This is a genomic window from Leptolyngbya sp. DQ-M1 (assembly GCF_039962505.1).
Classification (GTDB): Bacteria; Cyanobacteriota; Cyanobacteriia; order Leptolyngbyales; family Leptolyngbyaceae; genus Leptolyngbya.
Map to the genome: position 1 here is coordinate 1,172,251 of NZ_JAMPLJ010000001.1, position 18,725 is coordinate 1,190,975.

At 48.4% G+C, this 18,725-nt stretch carries 21 protein-coding genes; 16 read left to right on the forward strand and 5 right to left on the reverse strand.

Annotated features, from left to right (window positions below):
* Positions 1-281: 281 nt before the first annotated feature.
* The 6 genes from NC981_RS05685 (at position 282) to NC981_RS05710 (ending at position 5,766) form a co-directional block, all read left to right on the forward strand.
* Positions 282-554 (forward strand): hypothetical protein, encoded by a 273-nt coding sequence (locus NC981_RS05685; protein ID WP_348241948.1) that lies wholly within the window; start codon positions 282-284, stop codon positions 552-554.
* 104 nt (positions 555-658) lie between these two features.
* Positions 659-1,354, forward strand: a complete 696-nt coding sequence (gene deoC / locus NC981_RS05690) for a deoxyribose-phosphate aldolase (RefSeq protein WP_348241950.1) — start codon at positions 659-661, stop codon at positions 1,352-1,354.
* Between the two features lie 38 nt (positions 1,355-1,392).
* The gene (recO, locus tag NC981_RS05695) at positions 1,393-2,232 is read left to right on the forward strand and encodes a DNA repair protein RecO (RefSeq protein WP_348242050.1); all 840 of its coding nucleotides are present in this window, start codon (positions 1,393-1,395) and stop codon (positions 2,230-2,232) included.
* Positions 2,233-2,235: 3 nt separating this feature from the next.
* Positions 2,236-3,759: an MFS transporter gene (locus tag NC981_RS05700; protein WP_348241952.1), complete on the forward strand. Its 1,524-nt coding sequence runs from the start codon at positions 2,236-2,238 to the stop codon at positions 3,757-3,759.
* 77 nt (positions 3,760-3,836) lie between these two features.
* The gene (locus NC981_RS05705; protein ID WP_348241954.1) at positions 3,837-5,078 is read left to right on the forward strand and encodes a glycosyltransferase family 4 protein; all 1,242 of its coding nucleotides are present in this window, start codon (positions 3,837-3,839) and stop codon (positions 5,076-5,078) included.
* Positions 5,079-5,325: 247 nt separating this feature from the next.
* The gene (locus tag NC981_RS05710) at positions 5,326-5,766 is read left to right on the forward strand and encodes a hypothetical protein (protein WP_190375598.1); all 441 of its coding nucleotides are present in this window, start codon (positions 5,326-5,328) and stop codon (positions 5,764-5,766) included.
* 128 nt (positions 5,767-5,894) lie between these two features.
* Here NC981_RS05710 and lysS read toward each other — a convergent pair whose 3' ends face one another.
* On the reverse strand, positions 5,895-7,394 hold the full coding sequence (lysS, locus tag NC981_RS05715) for a lysine--tRNA ligase (protein ID WP_348241956.1): 1,500 nt from the start codon (positions 7,392-7,394) through the stop codon (positions 5,895-5,897).
* Between the two features lie 127 nt (positions 7,395-7,521).
* On the opposite strand from lysS, the gene cysE reads away from it, so the two are divergent.
* The 5 genes from cysE (at position 7,522) to NC981_RS05740 (ending at position 11,538) form a co-directional block, all read left to right on the forward strand.
* Positions 7,522-8,280 carry a serine O-acetyltransferase gene (cysE, locus tag NC981_RS05720; protein ID WP_348241958.1) on the forward strand — a complete coding sequence of 253 codons (759 nt, stop codon included), beginning with the start codon at positions 7,522-7,524 and terminating at the stop codon, positions 8,278-8,280.
* 121 nt (positions 8,281-8,401) lie between these two features.
* The gene (locus NC981_RS05725) at positions 8,402-9,025 is read left to right on the forward strand and encodes a DUF4142 domain-containing protein (protein ID WP_190375601.1); all 624 of its coding nucleotides are present in this window, start codon (positions 8,402-8,404) and stop codon (positions 9,023-9,025) included.
* Between the two features lie 131 nt (positions 9,026-9,156).
* Positions 9,157-9,387: a DUF2997 domain-containing protein gene (locus NC981_RS05730; RefSeq protein ID WP_348241960.1), complete on the forward strand. Its 231-nt coding sequence runs from the start codon at positions 9,157-9,159 to the stop codon at positions 9,385-9,387.
* Positions 9,388-9,391: 4 nt separating this feature from the next.
* Positions 9,392-9,991, forward strand: a complete 600-nt coding sequence (locus NC981_RS05735; RefSeq protein ID WP_348241962.1) for a molecular chaperone GrpE — start codon at positions 9,392-9,394, stop codon at positions 9,989-9,991.
* Positions 9,988-11,538, forward strand: a complete 1,551-nt coding sequence (locus NC981_RS05740) for an Hsp70 family protein (protein WP_348241964.1) — start codon at positions 9,988-9,990, stop codon at positions 11,536-11,538. Before NC981_RS05735 ends, NC981_RS05740 begins: the two co-directional genes overlap by 4 nt.
* 21 nt (positions 11,539-11,559) lie before the next feature.
* Here NC981_RS05740 and NC981_RS05745 read toward each other — a convergent pair whose 3' ends face one another.
* Entirely contained in the window at positions 11,560-11,976 is a 417-nt protein-coding gene (locus NC981_RS05745) for a secondary thiamine-phosphate synthase enzyme YjbQ (protein WP_348241966.1), read from the reverse strand.
* A 184-nt stretch (positions 11,977-12,160) separates the two neighbouring features.
* Here NC981_RS05745 and NC981_RS05750 point away from each other — a divergent pair, with 184 nt between their 5' ends.
* A complete protein-coding gene (locus tag NC981_RS05750) occupies positions 12,161-12,814 on the forward strand; it encodes a GerMN domain-containing protein (RefSeq protein WP_348241968.1) in 654 nt (217 codons plus the stop codon).
* 10 nt (positions 12,815-12,824) lie between these two features.
* Here NC981_RS05750 and NC981_RS05755 read toward each other — a convergent pair whose 3' ends face one another.
* Positions 12,825-13,181 carry a metalloregulator ArsR/SmtB family transcription factor gene (locus NC981_RS05755; protein WP_190375643.1) on the reverse strand — a complete coding sequence of 119 codons (357 nt, stop codon included), beginning with the start codon at positions 13,179-13,181 and terminating at the stop codon, positions 12,825-12,827.
* A gap of 484 nt (positions 13,182-13,665) precedes the next feature.
* Between NC981_RS05755 and NC981_RS05760 the strand changes: the two genes are divergently transcribed.
* From NC981_RS05760 to NC981_RS05770, 3 genes are all read left to right on the forward strand, one after another.
* Positions 13,666-14,709 carry a Gfo/Idh/MocA family oxidoreductase gene (locus tag NC981_RS05760; RefSeq protein WP_190375644.1) on the forward strand — a complete coding sequence of 348 codons (1,044 nt, stop codon included), beginning with the start codon at positions 13,666-13,668 and terminating at the stop codon, positions 14,707-14,709.
* Between the two features lie 650 nt (positions 14,710-15,359).
* A complete protein-coding gene (locus NC981_RS05765; RefSeq protein WP_348241970.1) occupies positions 15,360-15,938 on the forward strand; it encodes a CAP domain-containing protein in 579 nt (192 codons plus the stop codon).
* 171 nt (positions 15,939-16,109) lie between these two features.
* A complete protein-coding gene (locus tag NC981_RS05770) occupies positions 16,110-16,538 on the forward strand; it encodes a SufE family protein (RefSeq protein WP_190375608.1) in 429 nt (142 codons plus the stop codon).
* Positions 16,539-16,633: 95 nt separating this feature from the next.
* On the opposite strand, the gene NC981_RS05775 is transcribed toward NC981_RS05770, so the two are convergent.
* Positions 16,634-16,831 (reverse strand): hypothetical protein, encoded by a 198-nt coding sequence (locus NC981_RS05775; RefSeq protein WP_190375609.1) that lies wholly within the window; start codon positions 16,829-16,831, stop codon positions 16,634-16,636.
* Positions 16,832-17,057: 226 nt separating this feature from the next.
* Here NC981_RS05775 and NC981_RS05780 point away from each other — a divergent pair, with 226 nt between their 5' ends.
* Entirely contained in the window at positions 17,058-17,255 is a 198-nt protein-coding gene (locus NC981_RS05780) for an NblA/ycf18 family protein (RefSeq protein ID WP_190375610.1), read from the forward strand.
* 108 nt (positions 17,256-17,363) lie between these two features.
* On the opposite strand, the gene NC981_RS05785 is transcribed toward NC981_RS05780, so the two are convergent.
* Positions 17,364-18,662: a homoserine dehydrogenase gene (locus tag NC981_RS05785; protein ID WP_190375611.1), complete on the reverse strand. Its 1,299-nt coding sequence runs from the start codon at positions 18,660-18,662 to the stop codon at positions 17,364-17,366.
* Positions 18,663-18,725: the final 63 nt, after the last annotated feature.

An 18,725-nucleotide genomic window follows, 5' to 3' on the forward strand; every position in this document is an offset into this window, starting at 1 on the left:
AAGTTAACAGATAAAGGGAGCGAGACGAGCAAAGTTTCTTAGGAGAAAAATTTTCAACAAACTTAAAAACCTGAGACAACATCACGGATCGGCATGAATATTTTATAAAAATCGCAGAATTGAGTTATTAAAGCTTTCGCGAGTAGAAATCCTCTCTATGCTCCTGTGCAATTACTTAAGTATCATTTCGATTCTATAAAACCGCGATAAGACTACCGTATAAACACTGGAATTATCTTGCTGGATCAATTAAGATACTGTGAAGGAAGTGAATAAGATAAATGCTTTATCTCCATCGGTTGCTGCAAATGAGTACGTTCTCAAGGATGGCACTGACAGCAACTCTGGCTTTAGGTGCATCGCTCTCACTGGCAAAATTTGCTCAGGCTGAAGTTATTACGATCGCAAGGAGTGTAGCAGCGCCATCCGCTGGGAAAGCGCTGCACTCCGCTTTCCACCATGATTTTCAGCCTATCACTAAATTAATAGATTCAACCTTCGATCCCGAACCGAATGCTCCGCCCAGTAGCACTGGGGGATCTGGTACTCGTTAATTCAGCTTCTTTATTTATAACCATTTGCTAGATGTCCGTAGTTCAGAAAGTTGGACTACGGATTTTTATGCGATTCTGAAGAGTGCAGTTTCCAAAAGAACGCAATGAGTCAGTCTTATCCAGATATCGATATTGCGGCTTTTATTGATCATTCCTTGCTCACACCGATCGCGACTCCTATTCAAGTCGAGCAGTGGTGCGAGGAAGCCGATCGCTATCACTTCGCCTCCGTGTGCGTCCTTCCGATTCACGTCAAGCAAGCGACAAACCTGCTGCATACCAAGCAGCCTAAAGTCACGACGGTAATTGGATTTCCCTTAGGGGCAAACACCTCGATCATCAAGCGCTATGAGGCAGAAGAAGCCGTCGAAAACGGCGCGACAGAACTAGATATCGTGATTAATCTCGGTTGGTTAAAGTCTGGTAATCTCGATGCCCTTTATCGAGAAATTGCAGAGATTCGGGAATCCACCGGCTGTCCGATTAAAGCCATCTTGGAAATGTCACTTTTGACCGAAGCGGAAAAACGCACTGCTGCCCAAATGTGCATGGATGCCGGAGCCGCCTTTCTCAAAACCAGTACAGGCTGGAACGGAGGAGCGACTGTCGCAGATGTCCGCCTTTTGAAAGAAATCGCCCAGGATCGGGTCGGAATTAAGGCTTCTGGGGGAATCCGCACTGTCGAACAGGCTTTAGATTTGATTGTGGCGGGAGCGACACGGCTTGGAACATCCAGGGGTGTCGAGTTACTGCGTCAGCGCGATACCCTAGAAAAGACCCCCAATGAATCTGGTTCATGAGCCGAACTTACAAAGCGATCGGAATCAATCTTAAAGCGATGCCCCTGGGAGAGGCAGATCGAATCGTCACGATTTTGACGAAGGAATTCGGATTGCTTAGAGCCGTAGCGATGGGGGCGCGTAAGCAAAATTCTAAACTGGGGGGGCGCAGTGGCTTGTTTGTTGTGAACGAACTGCTGATGGCAAAAGGACGATCGCTCGACAAAATCACGCAAGCCGAAACGCTGGAGTCTTATCCAGGCTTGGGGCGCAACCTGAAGAAACTGACCGCAGGGCAATATTTAGCCGAACTCACCCTTCAGCAAGCCCTCAGCGAACAGCCTCAAGAAGAACTCTTCTATCTATTAAATGAGCACCTAGCCCGAATCGAGCAATGCACGGATGATGAAGTGCTGCCTCGGTTAATTCACGCCGTTTTTCAGCTTTTGGTGGTGGCTGGAGTCGCGCCTCAAGTGCATCAGTGCAGCGTCACCGGAGCCACGATCGAGCCAGATTTGAGCAGTTCTGAGCCGCAAGCTGGATTTAGCAGCGCGATCGGCGGAGTGGTCAAGCTCGAAGAACTCGATCGCCTGATCCAAGAACAGTCCCCGCAGTACCGAGTCCAGTCACCTGTGGGAGAATATCGGGTGGCAGGATCAAGCGTTTCGACTTCCCCTCGAAAATTCCACGCTGCTTTGAATGTGCCACTCTACGCCCCCGAACTTGCCGCGCTTCAGCATCTCCCCCAGGCTGAACCACCTGCGCCAGACCAACATTCCACCGCCGTCTGGCTCACTCTCGAAAAGTTGCTTCGTCAGTACGCGCAGTATCACTTCGATCAACCGATTCGATCTGCTGCCCTGATTGAAAGCTGTTTTGCAACCGACTCGATGCCTTAAACCATGATGCGACCCTCCCCAACCGACTACGTTTTAATGTCCGCGCTCGATCACGATTCAGCCCGCCTGAATCCTCATCCTGAGCCGTTTCGCTCTCAGCCGCCGAGTCGCTCGATCGAGCCGCGATTGATGCCAAAAGAGAATACCCTCCCTGATTTCGATGGCGAGGTTTCTGAAAATGGGAAGGTGGTATCGCCAGATCAACCTGTACCAGAACCGCCTGAAGAGCCAGAACGAGGATTTGCACCCGTCCTGAGAAACCGTAATTTTCTTACGCTCTGGTCGGGTCAGGTATTCTCGCAGTTGTCAGATAAGGTCTATCTGGTGCTGATGATTGCTTTGATTGCGAGTCGCTTTCAGTCGGAGGGGCAGACGATTAGCGGTTGGGTGTCCTCGATTATGATCGCATTCACAATTCCGGCGATTTTATTTGGTTCGATCGCGGGGGTCTATGTCGATCGCTGGTCGAAAAAAGGCGTTTTAGTCTCGACCAATCTACTGCGCGGGGCGCTAGTATTTGCGCTGCCGGTTATGCTTTGGCTGACTAAAGGCTGGACAACATTCAAAGACTTACCGGTTGGGTTCTGTCTGCTCTTAGTCGTGACCTTCTTGGTTTCGACGCTGACGCAGTTTTTCGCACCCGCAGAACAATCCATCATGCCGCTTGTCGTGGAGAAACGACATCTGCTTTCAGCCAATTCGCTGTACACCACGACTGCAATGGCTTCGGTGATTATCGGATTCGCGGTGGGTGAACCGTTGTTGGCGCTGGCGGATACGATCGCCAGTCAATTTGGCAGCAGCACGGACTTTGGTAAAGAATTGCTCGTGGGGGGTGGTTATGTGATTGCAGGTGTTCTCCTGCTATTGATGCGCACTGGGGAGAAGCCACAGGAGGTTGCACCGGAAGATCAACCGCACGTTTGGGCAGATATCAAAGACGGACTGCGCTTTCTCGGTAAACACGCTCATGTCCGGGGCGCACTGATTCAGCTTGTGATTCTGTTTTCGATTTTCGCGGCACTCGCAGTTTTGGCGGTGCGACTCGCGGAAGTGATGCCCGAAATTAAGTCTTCACAGTTTGGGTTTCTCTTGGCAGCAGGCGGCGTCGGCATGGCGGCGGGAGCGGCATTGCTGGGGAGTTTTGGACAGCGTTTTGCTCATGCAAGACTGGGAACGATCGGGTCGATCGGCATGGCATCCTGTCTGGTTGGAATTGGCTTTTTCTACAGTCATCTTTGGATTACCCTCGGATTGCTGGTGGCGCTGGGAGCCTTTGCCGCATTGATTGGAATTCCGATGCAAACCACAATTCAGCAAGAAACACCCGAAGATATGCGAGGTAAAGTCTTTGGTCTGCAAAACAATGCTGTTAACATCGCGTTGTCGTTGCCGCTGGTTTTAGCGGGCGTATCTGAAACGATCTTTGGGTTGAGAATCGTGTTTCTGGCGCTTGCTGCCTTGACGATCGCGGGCGGATCGCTAACCTGGTATATTGCACATACGAATGATAATAACCAGGAATAAGAGCTTAGGAACCAGAGACGTGTTGTTTCTACGACCTTGAGCCTCACATCACCCTTAGTCTCTATTACTAAACTCAAATGCACATCGCTTGGCTTGGCAAGAAAACACCGTTTTGCGGCAATGTTACCTACAGTCGAGAAGTTACGAATGCTCTGTTAGATCGAGGACATCAAGTTAGCTTCTTCCACTTTGCTCAGGAAGAAGGAGTTCCCGACAACTTTCCCGATCTCAGAGAAATTCAGATTCCCTTTTTATATAAATCGCAAATCTACACGATCCCGACGCTAAAATCCGCCAAAGTTCTCGAACAAGCGCTTAAAAATCTATCGCCAAAGCCCGATTTGGTTCACGCCTCGCTGACACTATCGCCGCTTGACTTTATGCTGCCGGAGATTTGTCAGACGTTGAACCTTCCTTTAGTTGCAACGTTTCATCCTGCGTTCGATCGCAAACTTCGCAATCTCACCTCTGGGACTCAGCATTTGATGTACCAGCTTTATGCACCCTCTTTGGCGAAGTACGATCGTGTGATTATTTTCTCCAGAATCCAGCGAGATTTACTCATCAAACTGGGTGTTCCAGCAGAAAAGATCGCGGTGATTCCAAACGGAGTGGATATTGAAAAATACTCACCGGGAGCATCGTCGTTTAAAGCCAGGGTGGGTGCAAAACGGTTGTTTTTGTATCAAGGTCGAATCGCACCCGAAAAGAATGTTGAATCCCTCTTAAAAGCTTGGAAGCAGGCGAATATGGGTGAGGATTGCAAGCTGGTGATTGTGGGTAATCATGGAACTTTAGCGGCTTCGCTGATTCCGTTTTACGGCGAGGAACACGGGATTAAATGGCTAGGATTTTTGGCAGATGAGCGCGATCGTATTAACATCTTGCGCGATACGGATGTGTTTATCTTGCCGTCGCTCGTCGAAGGCTTATCGCTGTCTCTTCTAGAAGCAATGGCGTGTGGAGTCGCGTGTGTGGCGACCGATGCGGGGGCAGATGGTGAAGTCTTAGAAGACGAGGCGGGAATTGTTCTAGAAACGCAGCGAGTCACGTCACAGTTGAGAGCATTACTTCCTCAACTGCGAGATCACGCAAGTTGGACAACGATACTGGGGCAGAAGGCGAGACAGCGGGTAGAAGAGCGCTACACGCTGAGCAACAATATTTCTCAAGTCGAAGCGCTGTACGAAGACTTGCTAGAGAAACATCGACACCGCCGCCGAGTGCCATTTTTGAATAAAGTTCCGTCGATTTGGAGATCGATCGATTTACCCCAGGGGCGTTATCCGGCTGCGATTGATCTACCGCTTGATATTTAATTTGGGGAGTTTAGCGATTGTAAAGTGAGAAAAAAAGCTTCACATTTCTTCTCATCAATATTGGAGTTTTCACGAAGTTCTTCACCTTTTGAGGGAGTTATTCAGATTGCTCTGTAGGTGAAATTTAAAGCAGTCAACAATGAAGTAGCTCCCTAAATTCCTCACAAATAGGGAGCTATTCACGCTTAGAACAGTTTTGATTTAACCGTTTTTTGAAGCAATTAGAAATAGAAATTAGGGAAAAACGATGAACTGGTTTATTTCTTTTGAACAACTTGGAGATCTGGCAATGGCTCGACCCGATCCTCCTTATTTTTTGCTATTTGTCGGCTTTTTTATCGCTGTGACTAGCGCAATTCCATTTGTCGCTTTGGTTAGAGAACGCATTGATTATTGGTCTAAACATTTCTCTGCGAGTGACCTACCCTTCAGAGGAGCGGTGCAAATTATCCTGCCGCTGACCGGCATGATGAGTGGAATCTACATCCTCACTGCCTCCGGATTGGAAGTGCTTGGAGTTCCAGTTCTGCCTGCTTTATTTTTCTCTCTGCTGTTTATCCTGCTGCTGAGCTATTTGACATGGTTACAGTTGGGCAGACTGTTAAGCCAGAGAGCGGTTAGCCATTATTTGCATGAGAATCAAGATTTTCCCAATCACGATCGAGGAGTTTCTTCGGCGGCTAGATAGCGCTATGTCAACACCAGGTGATCGACCCAATTCTGGGATCTAAAGCAGTCAGGCGCGATTCGATGTTTCTGACTGCTTTTTGCAGCGATCGTGCAAGATCTCGCTCAGTAAAACAACATTTGTTGCAATTACTCTTCTTTCTCAGGTTTCAATAGCGGGAAAGCGATCACATCGCGGATACTAGCTGAATCGGTTAACAGCATTACCAGGCGATCGATGCCAATTCCCAAGCCTCCGGTCGGCGGCATTCCGTACTCTAAGGCGGTCAAGAAGTCCTCATCGACACTATGCGCTTCGAGGTCTCCGGCTGCTTTTCGCGCTGCTTGCGCTTCCAAGCGATCGCGCTGATCCAACGGATCAGTTAACTCCGAGAAACTATTCGCGGTTTCGCGCCCGACGATGAACAATTCAAAGCGTTCGACCAGTCCGGGCTGCGATCGATGCGGTTTTGCTAGAGGTGAAATCTCGACTGGATAATCAAGAATAAAGGTCGGTTGAATTAGCGTGGTTTCGACGGTTTGCTCAAAGGCTTCGTTGAGGAGTTTACCGATCGACGAGCAATCCTCAATGTCGCGAATTCCTGCTGTTTTCGCCGCTGCTTTCGCGTCTTCTAACGACGTGAATTGAGCAAAATCGATCCCGGTTTTTTCCTGCACAATTTCGTGCATGGTGATTCGCCGCCAAGGGGGAGTGAGATCAATTTCTTCGCCTTGATAATTAATTTTGAGCGTTCCAATCACCTTCTGCGCCACGGTGGTAATGATCGCCTCGGTGAGATTCATCATGTCGTGGTAATCAGCGTAGGCTTGGTAAACCTCGATCGACGTAAACTCAGGATTGTGTCGTGTCGAAATGCCTTCGTTTCTGAAAATTCGACCCAGTTCAAACACTTTCTCAAAGCCGCCCACAATCAGCCGCTTTAGATGCAATTCAGTTGCGATCCGCAGATAAAGCTGCATATCCATGGTGTTGTGATACGTGATAAACGGGCGGGCATCTGCCCCACCGGCTTCACTCATCAACACAGGTGTTTCAATTTCGATAAAGCCTTGCTCATCCAGATAGCGGCGAATGCCTGCGGTAATTAATGCCCGCTTACGAAACGTATCGCGCACTTCTGGATTCACAATCAAATCCACATAGCGCTGACGATATCGCTTTGCCACATCGGTCAATCCATGCCACTTATCTGGCAATGGCAACAGCGATTTGGTCAGCATCATGTAATCTTTCACATACACCGACAATTCGCCTTTTTCGGTGCGCTTAATCGTGCCCCGCACTCCCAGAAAATCACCTGCATCCGTTAGCTGTTTGAGCTGATTAAACGCCTCTGGATTATCTGGCATGAATTCTTGAATTCGGCTTTTTTCTAGATAAAGCTGAATCGTTCCGGTCTCGTCTTGCAGCGTAAAAAACGCCAATTTTCCAAAGACGCGACGCGTCATAATTCTGCCCGCGATCGCAACCTCGATCGGATCTTCTTCACCGCTTGGCAACTCAGCAAACTTTTCCTGCAACTGTGCCGCCGCATGGGTTGTTTCCCACCGATACGCATAGGGATTGATTCCCAACTGCTTGAGTTGTTCTACTTTCTCGATTCGAGTTTGGCGAAGTTCGTCTGACATGAGTAGGGCGTGAAAGAATGCAGTCTCTCATTATAGGGGGTTTGCCGAATTACCACGCGGATGATCTCGATTCACTCGACACGCTAAGATAGTTTTTGGTCTTATCACGCCACATAGGGATGCCACTGTGCTGAAAAGCCTGATTGCTGACTTCAAAATTATTTTCGATCGTGACCCCGCTGCCCGCAATTGGTTAGAGGTACTGTTCTGCTATCCGGGGTTACAAGCCTTGATGCTGCATCGGATCGCTCACTGGCTATACAAAGTGGGCGTACCCTTTGTGCCGAGATTGATTTCACAGATTGGACGATTTTTTACGGGAATTGAGATTCACCCTGGAGCCACGATCGGTCAAAGCGTCTTTATCGATCACGGAATGGGTGTTGTGATCGGTGAAACAGCGATCGTCGGAGATTACGCACTGATTTATCAAGGGGTGACGCTGGGCGGAACCGGAAAAGAATGCGGCAAACGACATCCAACCCTCGGAGAAAACGTGGTCGTGGGTGCAGGCGCAAAAGTGCTGGGAAACATTCAGCTTGGCAACAATGTGCGAATCGGGGCGGGATCAGTGGTGCTGCGGGATGTTCCCTCGGATTGCACGGTTGTGGGCGTTCCGGGGCGGATTGTGTATCGTGCCGGAGAGCGAGTTGAACCCCTTGAACATGGGCGCTTACCGGACTCCGAAGCGCAAGTGATTCGGGCATTGGTCGATCGCATTGAGACTTTAGAGCAGCAGATCCAAAGCCTGCAAACTCGTGAATCATTAGCCGCTTGTTATGCCATGCCTGCGGTCGAGCCGAAGCCCGAACCCGTGAATGAAGGAGAAGCCTGTCGATTGCGCGATCGCGTGATCGATGAGTTTCTCGACGGTGCTGGAATTTAACTTTCAGGAACACGCCTCTAGGGAGAGGAAACTGTTTCTCAAGCTACGAACATGAATGAAGAGCATCTGTGGAATTTCCCCGAATCATGCTCTTCATTTTTGTAGAAATAGGATAGGTTTCATGTTTAGAAAGTATTACATCGTAGCAATTTCTGCGATCGTGGGATTGTGTTTCGCGATCGGGGGTTCGTTCTTTTCTCAGGTTAATGCTCAACAGTCGCCGCGTATCCCTACCGTCAACACCAATCAAGCCAACGCGGTTGATCTTGCATTTGTTAACGAAGCCGCGCAATTTGGACTAGCTAACATCATGTTGGGTGAGATGGCGCTGCAGAAATCAACCAATCCGTCAGTGCAAAAGTTTGCACAAGCTGAGATTGCAGAGCAACAAAATGTGAAGCAACAGTTAACGCGCATTGCTCCTCAGCTCCAGGTAACGCTGCCGACCGCTCCAGGTCCGAAGTATCAAGCACTTATGCAACGGTTTTCGCAATTGTCAGGAACGCAGTTTGATACTGCTTATCTCGATGAAGGTGGTATCAATGCTCACTTAGAGGCGGCATCTCTTTATCAGCGCGAAGCAGCATTCGGGCGCAATCCGAGTTTGCTCACCGTAGCAAATCAAGGATTACCAATCATCAATCAGCATTTTACGATCGCGAGCAGTCTAACAAGCTATCGCTTTGCTCAAGTGCCACGGCGGTACAACGAAGCTTCAGCGCCCACAGCACCCAGCGCTCAATAAGCATAATTGAAGCAATTGAAACCCGATGCTTGAGAACTCGAACTCAGGGTCGGGTTTTATAGTACAATTTTTCTAGTTTGAATTTAATTTCCTGTACATAATGCAGGTGCAAGCTTACTTTTTCTAGAACGATGGCAAACTATCAGCAGATTGAGTATCGCATCGGTAAAGATGGCAAAGTTACAGAAACGGTGCTAAACGGATCAGGTGAAAGTTGTACCCTGGCAACTGAAGATTTAGAACGATCGCTGGGTTCGATCGAGGCGCGGGAGTTGTTGCCCGAATATCACGACAGCGAGGACAATCTTTTAATGGTTGAACAATTAATGGTTGAACAATCCCAAACTATTCAGCAGGAGTAATCGCATGGATCTCGTGCTGAATAGTTTGTTGTTTGCGGCGATCGGGTGGGGTGCGCTGTATTGGCGAAAAGCTACCTCCGAGTTGCGATCGGACATTGATGCTCTAAAGCAAACACAAGCTGATTTAGAACAAAAGCGAGAAACCGCTATTTCAGATTGGCAAACGAGCCAGCGAGAAAAAGCAGCTTTAGAAGCTCAAATCGAGGAATTGAAGCAGCAGTGTGTGAGATTGCGATCGCAGCTAGAAATACAATCCGTTCAAACACAGCAAGATTCTAAAACGAAAGCTTTTGAGCAAATTCAATCTCTGTTAACACAGTATCCCAGTGTGCGACAAATAACAGAGACAAAGCCAGATTTACCTGCTCGGAACTTAGTTGGAATGTTCACTGCACTCGATAACTTAATTCAGTTTTGGGGCTATCAAACGATCGGCAAACCTTGGGAGCAAGTCGAGTTTGATCCACAACTGCATCAGGGCGATGTTGCTGATTTAGCACCAGGAGAGCTGGTGTATGTGAGATTTGTGGGCTATCGATCGAGTAGTCAAATCTTAGTTCCTGCTAAAGTCAGCCGAACTTTACCTGCGGGAGCAACATCATGACCGCAGTTGCGATCGATTTTGGCACCAGTAACACGGTGGTTAGTGTGTTGGAACCTGATACACAGACTCCGATGACTTTGAGAGTTCCTGAGATTTCTCGATGGTTCAATGATGTTGCCGTTGTACCCAGTTTGGTGTTTGTGCAAGGGCAAGGAGAGTTTGTGGTTGGGGAGCCTGTGCGATCGCAGCGTCTCGGATTAACGCAGCCTCAGCGATTCTTCCGCTCGTTTAAGCGAGATTTAGCGGCAGATTTTCAGCCTCCAGCCAGAACATTAGATGGACAGGTTTATGATGCGGAGGCGATCGCGGTTCAATTTCTAAGTGGGATTTGGCAAGCGATTAAAGCCGCACAGATTCAACCTTCATTGCTAATTTTCACAGTTCCGGTCGGAGCATTTGAAAGATATCTCAATTGGTTTCAGGATGTTGCACTGAAGTTTGGTTTTCCTGCTGTGAAGTTCGTTGATGAATCAACTGCCGCAGCATTGGGATATGCAGTCGATCAACCCGGATCAACAGTGCTAGTCGCTGATTTTGGCGGCGGAACATTAGATTTAAGCTTGGTGAGAACTTCAACGATGTCAAGCGGTCAGGAAGTTTTACAGGCTGAAGTGTTAGCAAAATCAGATGCTTACATTGGGGGTGAAGACCTTGATCGCTGGATTGTTGAACACTATCTACAACAATTGAATACGACGCGAGAGGCAATCAGTGAGATGGGTTGGCAGAATTTATTGTCGATCGCAGAACAGTTAAAAATTCGGCTATCCAGTGCAGAGGAAGCAAAAGAAAGCTGGTTTGATGAGGAGAATTTTATCTATCATGACTTGATGTTGACGCGATCTCAGTTTGAAGACCTGCTAGAAGCTCGACAACTCTTGGAGCAAGTGCGACAAGCGATCGATGAAACCTTGCAGTTAGGTCTGCGTAAAGGGGTTCAGAAATCTGACATCGAACAAGTGTTATTGGTCGGGGGAAGCTGTCAGATTCGAGCCATTCAGCAATTGTTTATGTCATATTTCGGGCGGCAAAGAGTTCAGGTACATAAACCCTTTGAAGCGGTAGCGCATGGAGCGCTCTTCCTGACACAGATTGCGAGACTCGAAGACTATCTCCGGCATGGTTATGCGATTCGATTGTGGGAGCCTTATTCTCGATCGTATACCTACTTTCCTTTGTTTGAACCTGGCACAAAGTACCCTTGCAAACGCGAAGAATCTTTGACCTTGCAAGTGGCTTTAGAAGGACAAACTGAGATTCGATTAGACATTGGTGAAGTAGCGCAAGTGACCGAAGCAGAAGTCACCTATGATGCTCAGGGACGAATGAGCAGTACACCACTGCGCCACAAAGAAACTTACCGATCGCTCGATCGCGATCGCAATCAAATCTGTGTTGCCCGACTTGATCCACCCGGAAAACTTGGAGCCGATCGAATCTCTGTGGAATTGCAGGTCACAGAACAGCGAATCTTAACGGCAACCATTCGAGATTTACTAACTCAGAAGGTGCTACTGGAGCAAGGCGCGATCGCGAAACTCCGCTAAACAAAGTCAACTCAACAACGATCACTCACCCATCAAATGCACCACTAACTCCCGTGTGTGACGCTGTTGGCGATGCTCCCATAGATAAATGCCCTGCCACGTTCCCAACACTAATCGTCCCTGAGCGATCGGAATCTGCTCAGACGAGTGAGTCAGCACTGTCCGAATATGAGCAGGCATATCATCCGCTCCTTCCGTACTGTGAATATAGTTCTCCCACTCTGGAACCAGCTTCGCGAAAAAATTCTCTAAATCCCGCAGCACATCTGGGTCAGCGTTCTCCTGAATAATCAGACTCGCAGAAGTGTGCCGTAAAAATAGATTACACAAGCCCGTTTTAATGCCCGACTCCACCACGATCGCGCTCACCTGCGAAGTAATTTTATGCAGCGATTTTCCCTGCGTTGCAATTCTAAGAATCTTCTGATACTGCGTCATACCTAATCCCCTAGCTACCCTCATTCAAGCGAATCCGACTTACAGTTTCAAGCGATCGCAAATTTATCAATTTCTGAAGAATCCCGAAATGACGCTACAACACTCTGTAGCTTTGTAGAATCTGGAGGTCGCGCTACCACTTATCGAAAATTCTATCCATCAGTTTTACGCCGAGGTCTTCCTCATGCCAAAGGATAAACGCCGCTTTCCGCTCGGAATCGTAGTCGGACTCTCTACCCTCGTCGTCGCAACGGGGGGTGCCACCGCCTTTTTTACTTGGCAAAACACCCACAACAACCAACCGACTCCAGTTGCCGTCAAGTCCCCTCAAGCAAATGCTCCTGCATCAGTTCCTAGCGCTCCCGCAGCCTCACAAAATCCGATTCAAGTAGCCGCAACCGAAAAAACTGCTCAAGTTTATTGGCTGAAAGATAGCGCCACCGATCTCGAACTTGCCCCGGTTGCGGTCAAGGTCAAATCTGCCGATCGAGACGAAGCCCCACTCACCGCCGCCTTCAATACTCTGTTCAGCGCCGCCCCGAGCCAAGATTTAAGCAGTGGTGTTCCCAAAGGCACAACGCTCCGCAGCCTTAAGGTGAAATCAGATTCTATCTATGTTGATCTCTCTAAAGCATTCACCTCTGGCGGTGGTAGTTCATCGATGACGGGTCGCCTCGCTCAAGTTCTCTACACCGCAACCAGTCTCAATCCCAATGCCAAAGTCTTTCTCTCAGTCGAAGGAAAGCCGCTCACGGTATTAGGCGGTGAAGGGCTGATAGTCGATCAACCGCTCACTCGATCGCAGTTTGAGCAGGAAACAGGCACCAAGCAAGAATAAGCATCCCTTTCTAGCGGCGACTGGCTAAACTAAAAGCGCGGAAATGCTGCGCCTGTTGTTCAATGCGACTGGCTAAACGATCGCACACTAAATTACACAACTCAAAAATCAAATCATCCTCGACGCGGTAATATGCCAGCGTTCCTTTCGATCGACGAGTCAGGATTCCCGCCTGGAGCATCACTTTCAGATGCTTCGAGACGTTCGCTTGACTCGTATCCGTCGCCTCCACTAGATCTTGAACACACTTCTCCCCATCACGTAACAAATTGAGGATGCGAAGACGCATCGGTTCGCCTAGCACACTGAAATAATCAGAAACTTGTTGTACGACTTCGAGGGGTACAGGCTGCGCGGGTGATTTCATGCCAACTTTGACAACAGAATGACTTGATCCCCAAATCTTAGCCACTCCAATTCTCTATAGCAATAGAGTCATCTTTGTTCACCGTGATTTTAGCGAAAACTTCATAAAACCTCCGGCAATTTTGTAGAGAATATACAGTGATTTCACGGATACACTCCGAAAATTAAATCCGTGCCGCTGTCGAGAGAAAACGATCGTATAGGCAGCCGAAATTGCACAATAACGGCTTGAATCCAATCACCGAGAGGAGATTACATCGAGAGACCGTAGTAAAACTCCGTCTCCAGAGGTAAAACATCAAAAATCGAACCTCCTATTGTAGGAGGGAACTTGCTAGGCCCTTTGGAATTCTTCATAAATAATGTCGCTGTGATAGTATCTGGATGTCTGAGGAGATTTTACGGCTGTATATCAGCACAAGTTCGGTGGTGGAGGAGTAGTAAGCGTGCAAAATAATATCCCAATTGGGTATTCCCAGTTTGGTATGCTCCGGAGTCAGCCAGATCCGCTACGTATTGGCGTGATCGGTGTCGGCAACATGGGACAGCACCATACACGGGTCTTAAGTCTGCTGAAGGATGTAGAGCTAGTTGGCGTATCTGACATTAATGTAGAGCGTGGATTGGACACAGCCAGCAAGTATCGGGTTCGATTTTTTGAGAATTATCATGATTTGCTGGAGCGGGTTGACGCGGTTTGTATCGCCGTACCAACTCGTTTGCATCACTCAGTAGGAATGGCGGCTCTGAAAGCCGGAGTTCATGTTCTGATTGAAAAGCCGATCGCGGCAAGTATTGCAGAAGCAGAATCGTTAGTGAATGCCGCCGCAGATTGCCAACGAATTCTGCAAGTGGGTCATATCGAGCGGTTTAATCCAGCGTTCCAAGAGCTTTGCAAGGTTCTGAAAACTGAGGAAGTGCTAGCGCTTGAGGCACACCGGATGAGTCCGTATAGCGATCGAGCCAATGATGTTTCGGTTGTCTTGGACTTGATGATTCACGATATCGACTTGCTGTTGGAATTAGCCAATTCTAAGGTGGTAAAACTCACTGCAAGTGGAAGTCGTGCCTCTAATTCTGGTCAGCTTGACTATGTAACTGCAACATTGGGATTTGCGAATGGAATTGTGGCAACACTGACCGCTAGCAAAGTGACTCACCGCAAGATTCGGCGGATCTCAGCCCATTGCAGAAGCTCGTTGACTGAAGCAGATTTCCTCAACAATGAAATTCTGATTCATCGTCAAACGACCGCCAACTACAAGACCGATTATGGTCAGGTGTTGTATTGCCAGGATGGATTAATCGAAAAGGTGAAGACGAGCAATATTGAGCCGCTTCATGCTGAGTTAGAACACTTTGTGCAATGTGTTCGGGGTGGGATCGCGCCTTCGGTTGGAGGCATTCAAGCGCTCAAAGCTCTAAGGCTGGCAAGCTTAATCGAGCAGATGGCGCTAGATGGAAAAGTGTGGCATTCTGCGCCAGACTCTAAGGTAATTGAACTGGAAACGGCAGCGATCGCAGTCTAGTTCAGTTTCAATCTGAAGGTTTGAGGGATGGAAATACCGTCCCTCATTTTTTTCGATTCGTTCTCCGGGGAATTGATCGAGCTTCTCCAGAGTTTCACAGCTACGACACTAAACTTTCTCAAGCTAAGGTAGACACTCAATCAAGCGGCACAAGAAAACTTGATTTTAGTAAAGGCTTGAGGATACAAACTTGCAGCAATACAATTACAGTTCACTTTAACTGCATCTATCTAGTGATGGAGGGTATTGCATCCTCTAGTGCAGCTACCGAAAGGATTAAACATTGCTCAACCTACATCACAGCGAAAAATTTCCCTTCGCGAGCGAACTTATTACGGCAGTAGAAGTGGCACAGATGCCAACACGGTCAGTTTACTTTCCCTTTACATTAACCCCCGTGCATCCGCCGCATTACTACTCCAAGACTCAGGTAGCGATCGCTGCAATTCCAAATTAGGCTGCGATCGCTCACGATTCAATCAGGTTTTCACACAGTTAATCTCACGACTTCACCAAGGTTTCTAGTCGTTCAAAGATGCGATCAACGTGTGCGATCGCACCGTTCAGAATGCCCGCTTCAAATCAGATCCCAAATCGGGGTCAAATTTGGCATGGCGATTTCTGCATATTGTTATTCAAGGTAAATCAACATGATATTTCGCTCAGTTGACCAATTGAATCCATTTCTGCGAAGCGAACAAGCCCTTCAAGGGAGGCGTTTTCTCGATCGATTCAGTTTCGGAACTCAGCCCGACGTACTGCCCGTGCAGCCTCAATCTAGCAGTCCTGCACCGCTTGAAACTGCACCGCCACCTAGCCCCGTTCAAGCCGCTTCCGATCCAGCATTTGGTGCATTTGAGCAGCAGGTTTTCGACCTCACTAATCAGCAGCGGATGCAGCAAGGACTGCCACCCCTGACGCTCAATTTGACGTTGAATGACGTGGCTGAAAAGCACAGTCAAGACATGGCAACGCGCAACTATTTTAGTCATCAAGGACTCGATGGTTCCCAGCCTTGGGATCGAATGCGGACTGGAGGCTACAGCTATTCTAGAGCTGCCGAAAATATTGCATTTGGACAACCCACGCCTCAAGATGTTGTGACTGCCTGGATGAATAGTCCTGGACATAGACAAAATATCCTTAATCCCAATCTAAAGGAGCTTGGTGTGGGATACCATAATGGATACTGGACGCAAAATTTTGGCACGGCAATGCAATTAGCTTAATTCATCCAAATTGAATCGCTAGTTCTTTTGGCAAAACTCTGACGCTTCATGAGTCAGAGTTTTCTTATCCTTGCAAAATCTACGCTGAACGGCTCAGCCGCACATACTACAATGGAATAGCAGCGCTTGTTGAAATTCAACTGAGTCGTCTAACCCGATCAGCTAAGAGTCATGTCATTGTCATCCACGCAACTTCCCCCCGCACTCGATCGCATTGTGCAACGCTTAGCGCGATCGACCGAACCCAAACGCAAGTACGAGCTTCTCATCACCCTGGCTCAGCGTCTTAAGCCGTTTCCAGAGTCGGAAAAAATGCCAGAAAACAAAGTTTCAGGCTGTGCATCGCAGGTCTTTGTGGTGGCGAATTTGGCAGACGGAAAAGTGCAGTTTGAGGGCGATTCGGATTCGCAGTTGGTGAAAGGATTAGTGGCGCTATTGGTTGAAGGACTCAGCGGATTGCCCCCGCAAGAAGTCGTCGATCTCTCGCCGGAATTCATCAAGGCGACGGGACTGGATGTGAGCTTAACTCCTTCGCGGGCAAATGGGTTTTATAACATCCTGGCGAAAATGAAGCAGAAATCGCAGGCATTCATTGAATAAGCGATCTCCCTGAGTCGATCGATAATCTTGCAACCTGAGCGGCTTGAATTTGAACTGGTTCGGCTCAGGCTTGTGCGTATTCTGCTGCAATCGTGTCACAGCACAGAGAACGGGATCAGCCGCAACAGTAAAAATCCCACGATCGCACAGCCGAGCGAAAATCCCAGAACTTTTAATCGCCCTTGCCAATTTCCCTCGATCGTCCAAAGCAGCAGGCTTGCGATCGTCATCAAGCTGCCCAGAATCGCTGCTATACCGCCAATCCAGGCAAGCGTCACCCAAAAGATAATCATCGTCTCCCCTCAGATGTACGGATATCCCCCAGGTTATTACCCCAGTGGCGGATGGTCGTTTTGTCAAATGCTTGTTATCTTTTTTAATATCAAGTTCGGAATTTAGATTTATTTTAGGGAATCCCCAAAAGAATCAACCGAGTTTGTTCAGGATAAACCCCATTGACTTTTAAGTCATTGAATCCTGTAATTGGTCTACTCTCTTTTTATCTGGAGCGTAATTGCTATGAGTCAACCTGTTGAACTTTCCTTGGAGCAACAATTCAGCATTCGATCGTTTGAAACTCAGGTTCAGCAAATGAGCCGTGAGCAAGCGCAAGAATTTCTTGTGAAACTCTACGAGCAGATGCTGATGCGTGAGACGATGTATCGTCACTTCCTCAAACAGCAGTGGGGCTTGGAACCCGATTCGTCGACAATCTAAGTCTGTTTCTAATCTTGCGGGCGACCTCGAACTTTTGCTTGATTCTGAAGGCTTAGAAAGAAGCAGGGGTGTGGGGCGTTTACCCAAGATTCGCTTCCAAAAGTTAATCTAGAGCACTCGTAAAACGCTCGCTACTTTTTCAACCGTGTCCATCTGCTCAATTTGGCTGAGCGCTGCACGGAAATTTCCTTCCTGAACTTCATGGGTCACGACCACGATCTCGGCGGCTCCATCTCGAATTCCCGCCTGAACGACAGATTCCAAGCTGACCTCATGATCTCCGAAACAGGTGCCAAGCTTTCCAATAACTCCCGGATAATCTCGCGTCAAGAACCTTGCATAAAAGCGGGTTGATAGCTCTTTCATAGGCGCGATCGTGCAGTAATGCTGATGTGAACACGCTAAGAGCGGATCAAGCACAGAGGATTCTCCGCGCTGAGTGGTACGCTCGACTTTCAGCAATGCCGCGATATTGAGGACATCTGCAACCACAGCACTGGCGGTAGGTCCTGCACCTGCTCCCCGTCCAAAAAACATTACCTGACCGATCGGATCGCCTTCGATCAAAATTGCATTGTAGACGTCGTTGACGCTTGCTAATGGGTGGGCTTTTGGAACCAGTGTGGGGTGCACTCTGACTTCGAGTTCATCGCTTGATTTGCGTTTCGCGATCGCTAGCAATTTGATCACGAATCCGAGTTTTTCGGCGTAGGCAATCTCGATCGCGCTGACATTCCGAATGCCTTCGCAATAGACTTCTGGCAGTTTGATCCGTCCGCCAAATGCAAGAGATGCCAGAATTGCGATTTTATCCCCAGCATCTAACCCATCGACATCGGCAGTGGGATCAGCTTCAGCATACCCAAGCTTTTGAGCATCGGCAAGAATTTCGGCAAAGTCACCGCCTTCAAGCTGCATTCGGGTGAGGATGTAGTTTGTCGTGCCGTTGACGATGCCTGTTACGGTGTTGATCCGATTCGCGCAGAGCGATTGTTTGAGCGGTTCGATTACCGGAATTCCACCGCCGACTGCTGCTTCTAGCAGGACGTAAACGCCCGCTTCCGATGCGGCTGTAAAAATTTCAGCGCCAAATCGAGCGATCGCGGCTTTATTTGCGGTGACAACGTGCTTTTTATTGGCGATCGCTTTCAGCATTAGCGATCGAGCGGGTTCTAAACCGCCCATCACTTCGACCACAATATCGATTTCCGGGTCGGTCACGATCGACTCTAAATCGGTCGTGAGCAGTTCTGACGGAACGATGCGGGGTTTGTCAATCGATCGCACTCCGACTTTATGAATCACAATCTCTTGCAGCAACGGGTGACGTTGAGCCGGATCACGGAGAATTTCAACTGTTCCAGTCCCGACCGTTCCCAATCCCAACAAACCGACTTTAAACGCCACAGCTTTTTACCCATTCACGACAGATCTTCAATTTTATGGGAAGGCTGGCATTCGCGGGAAATC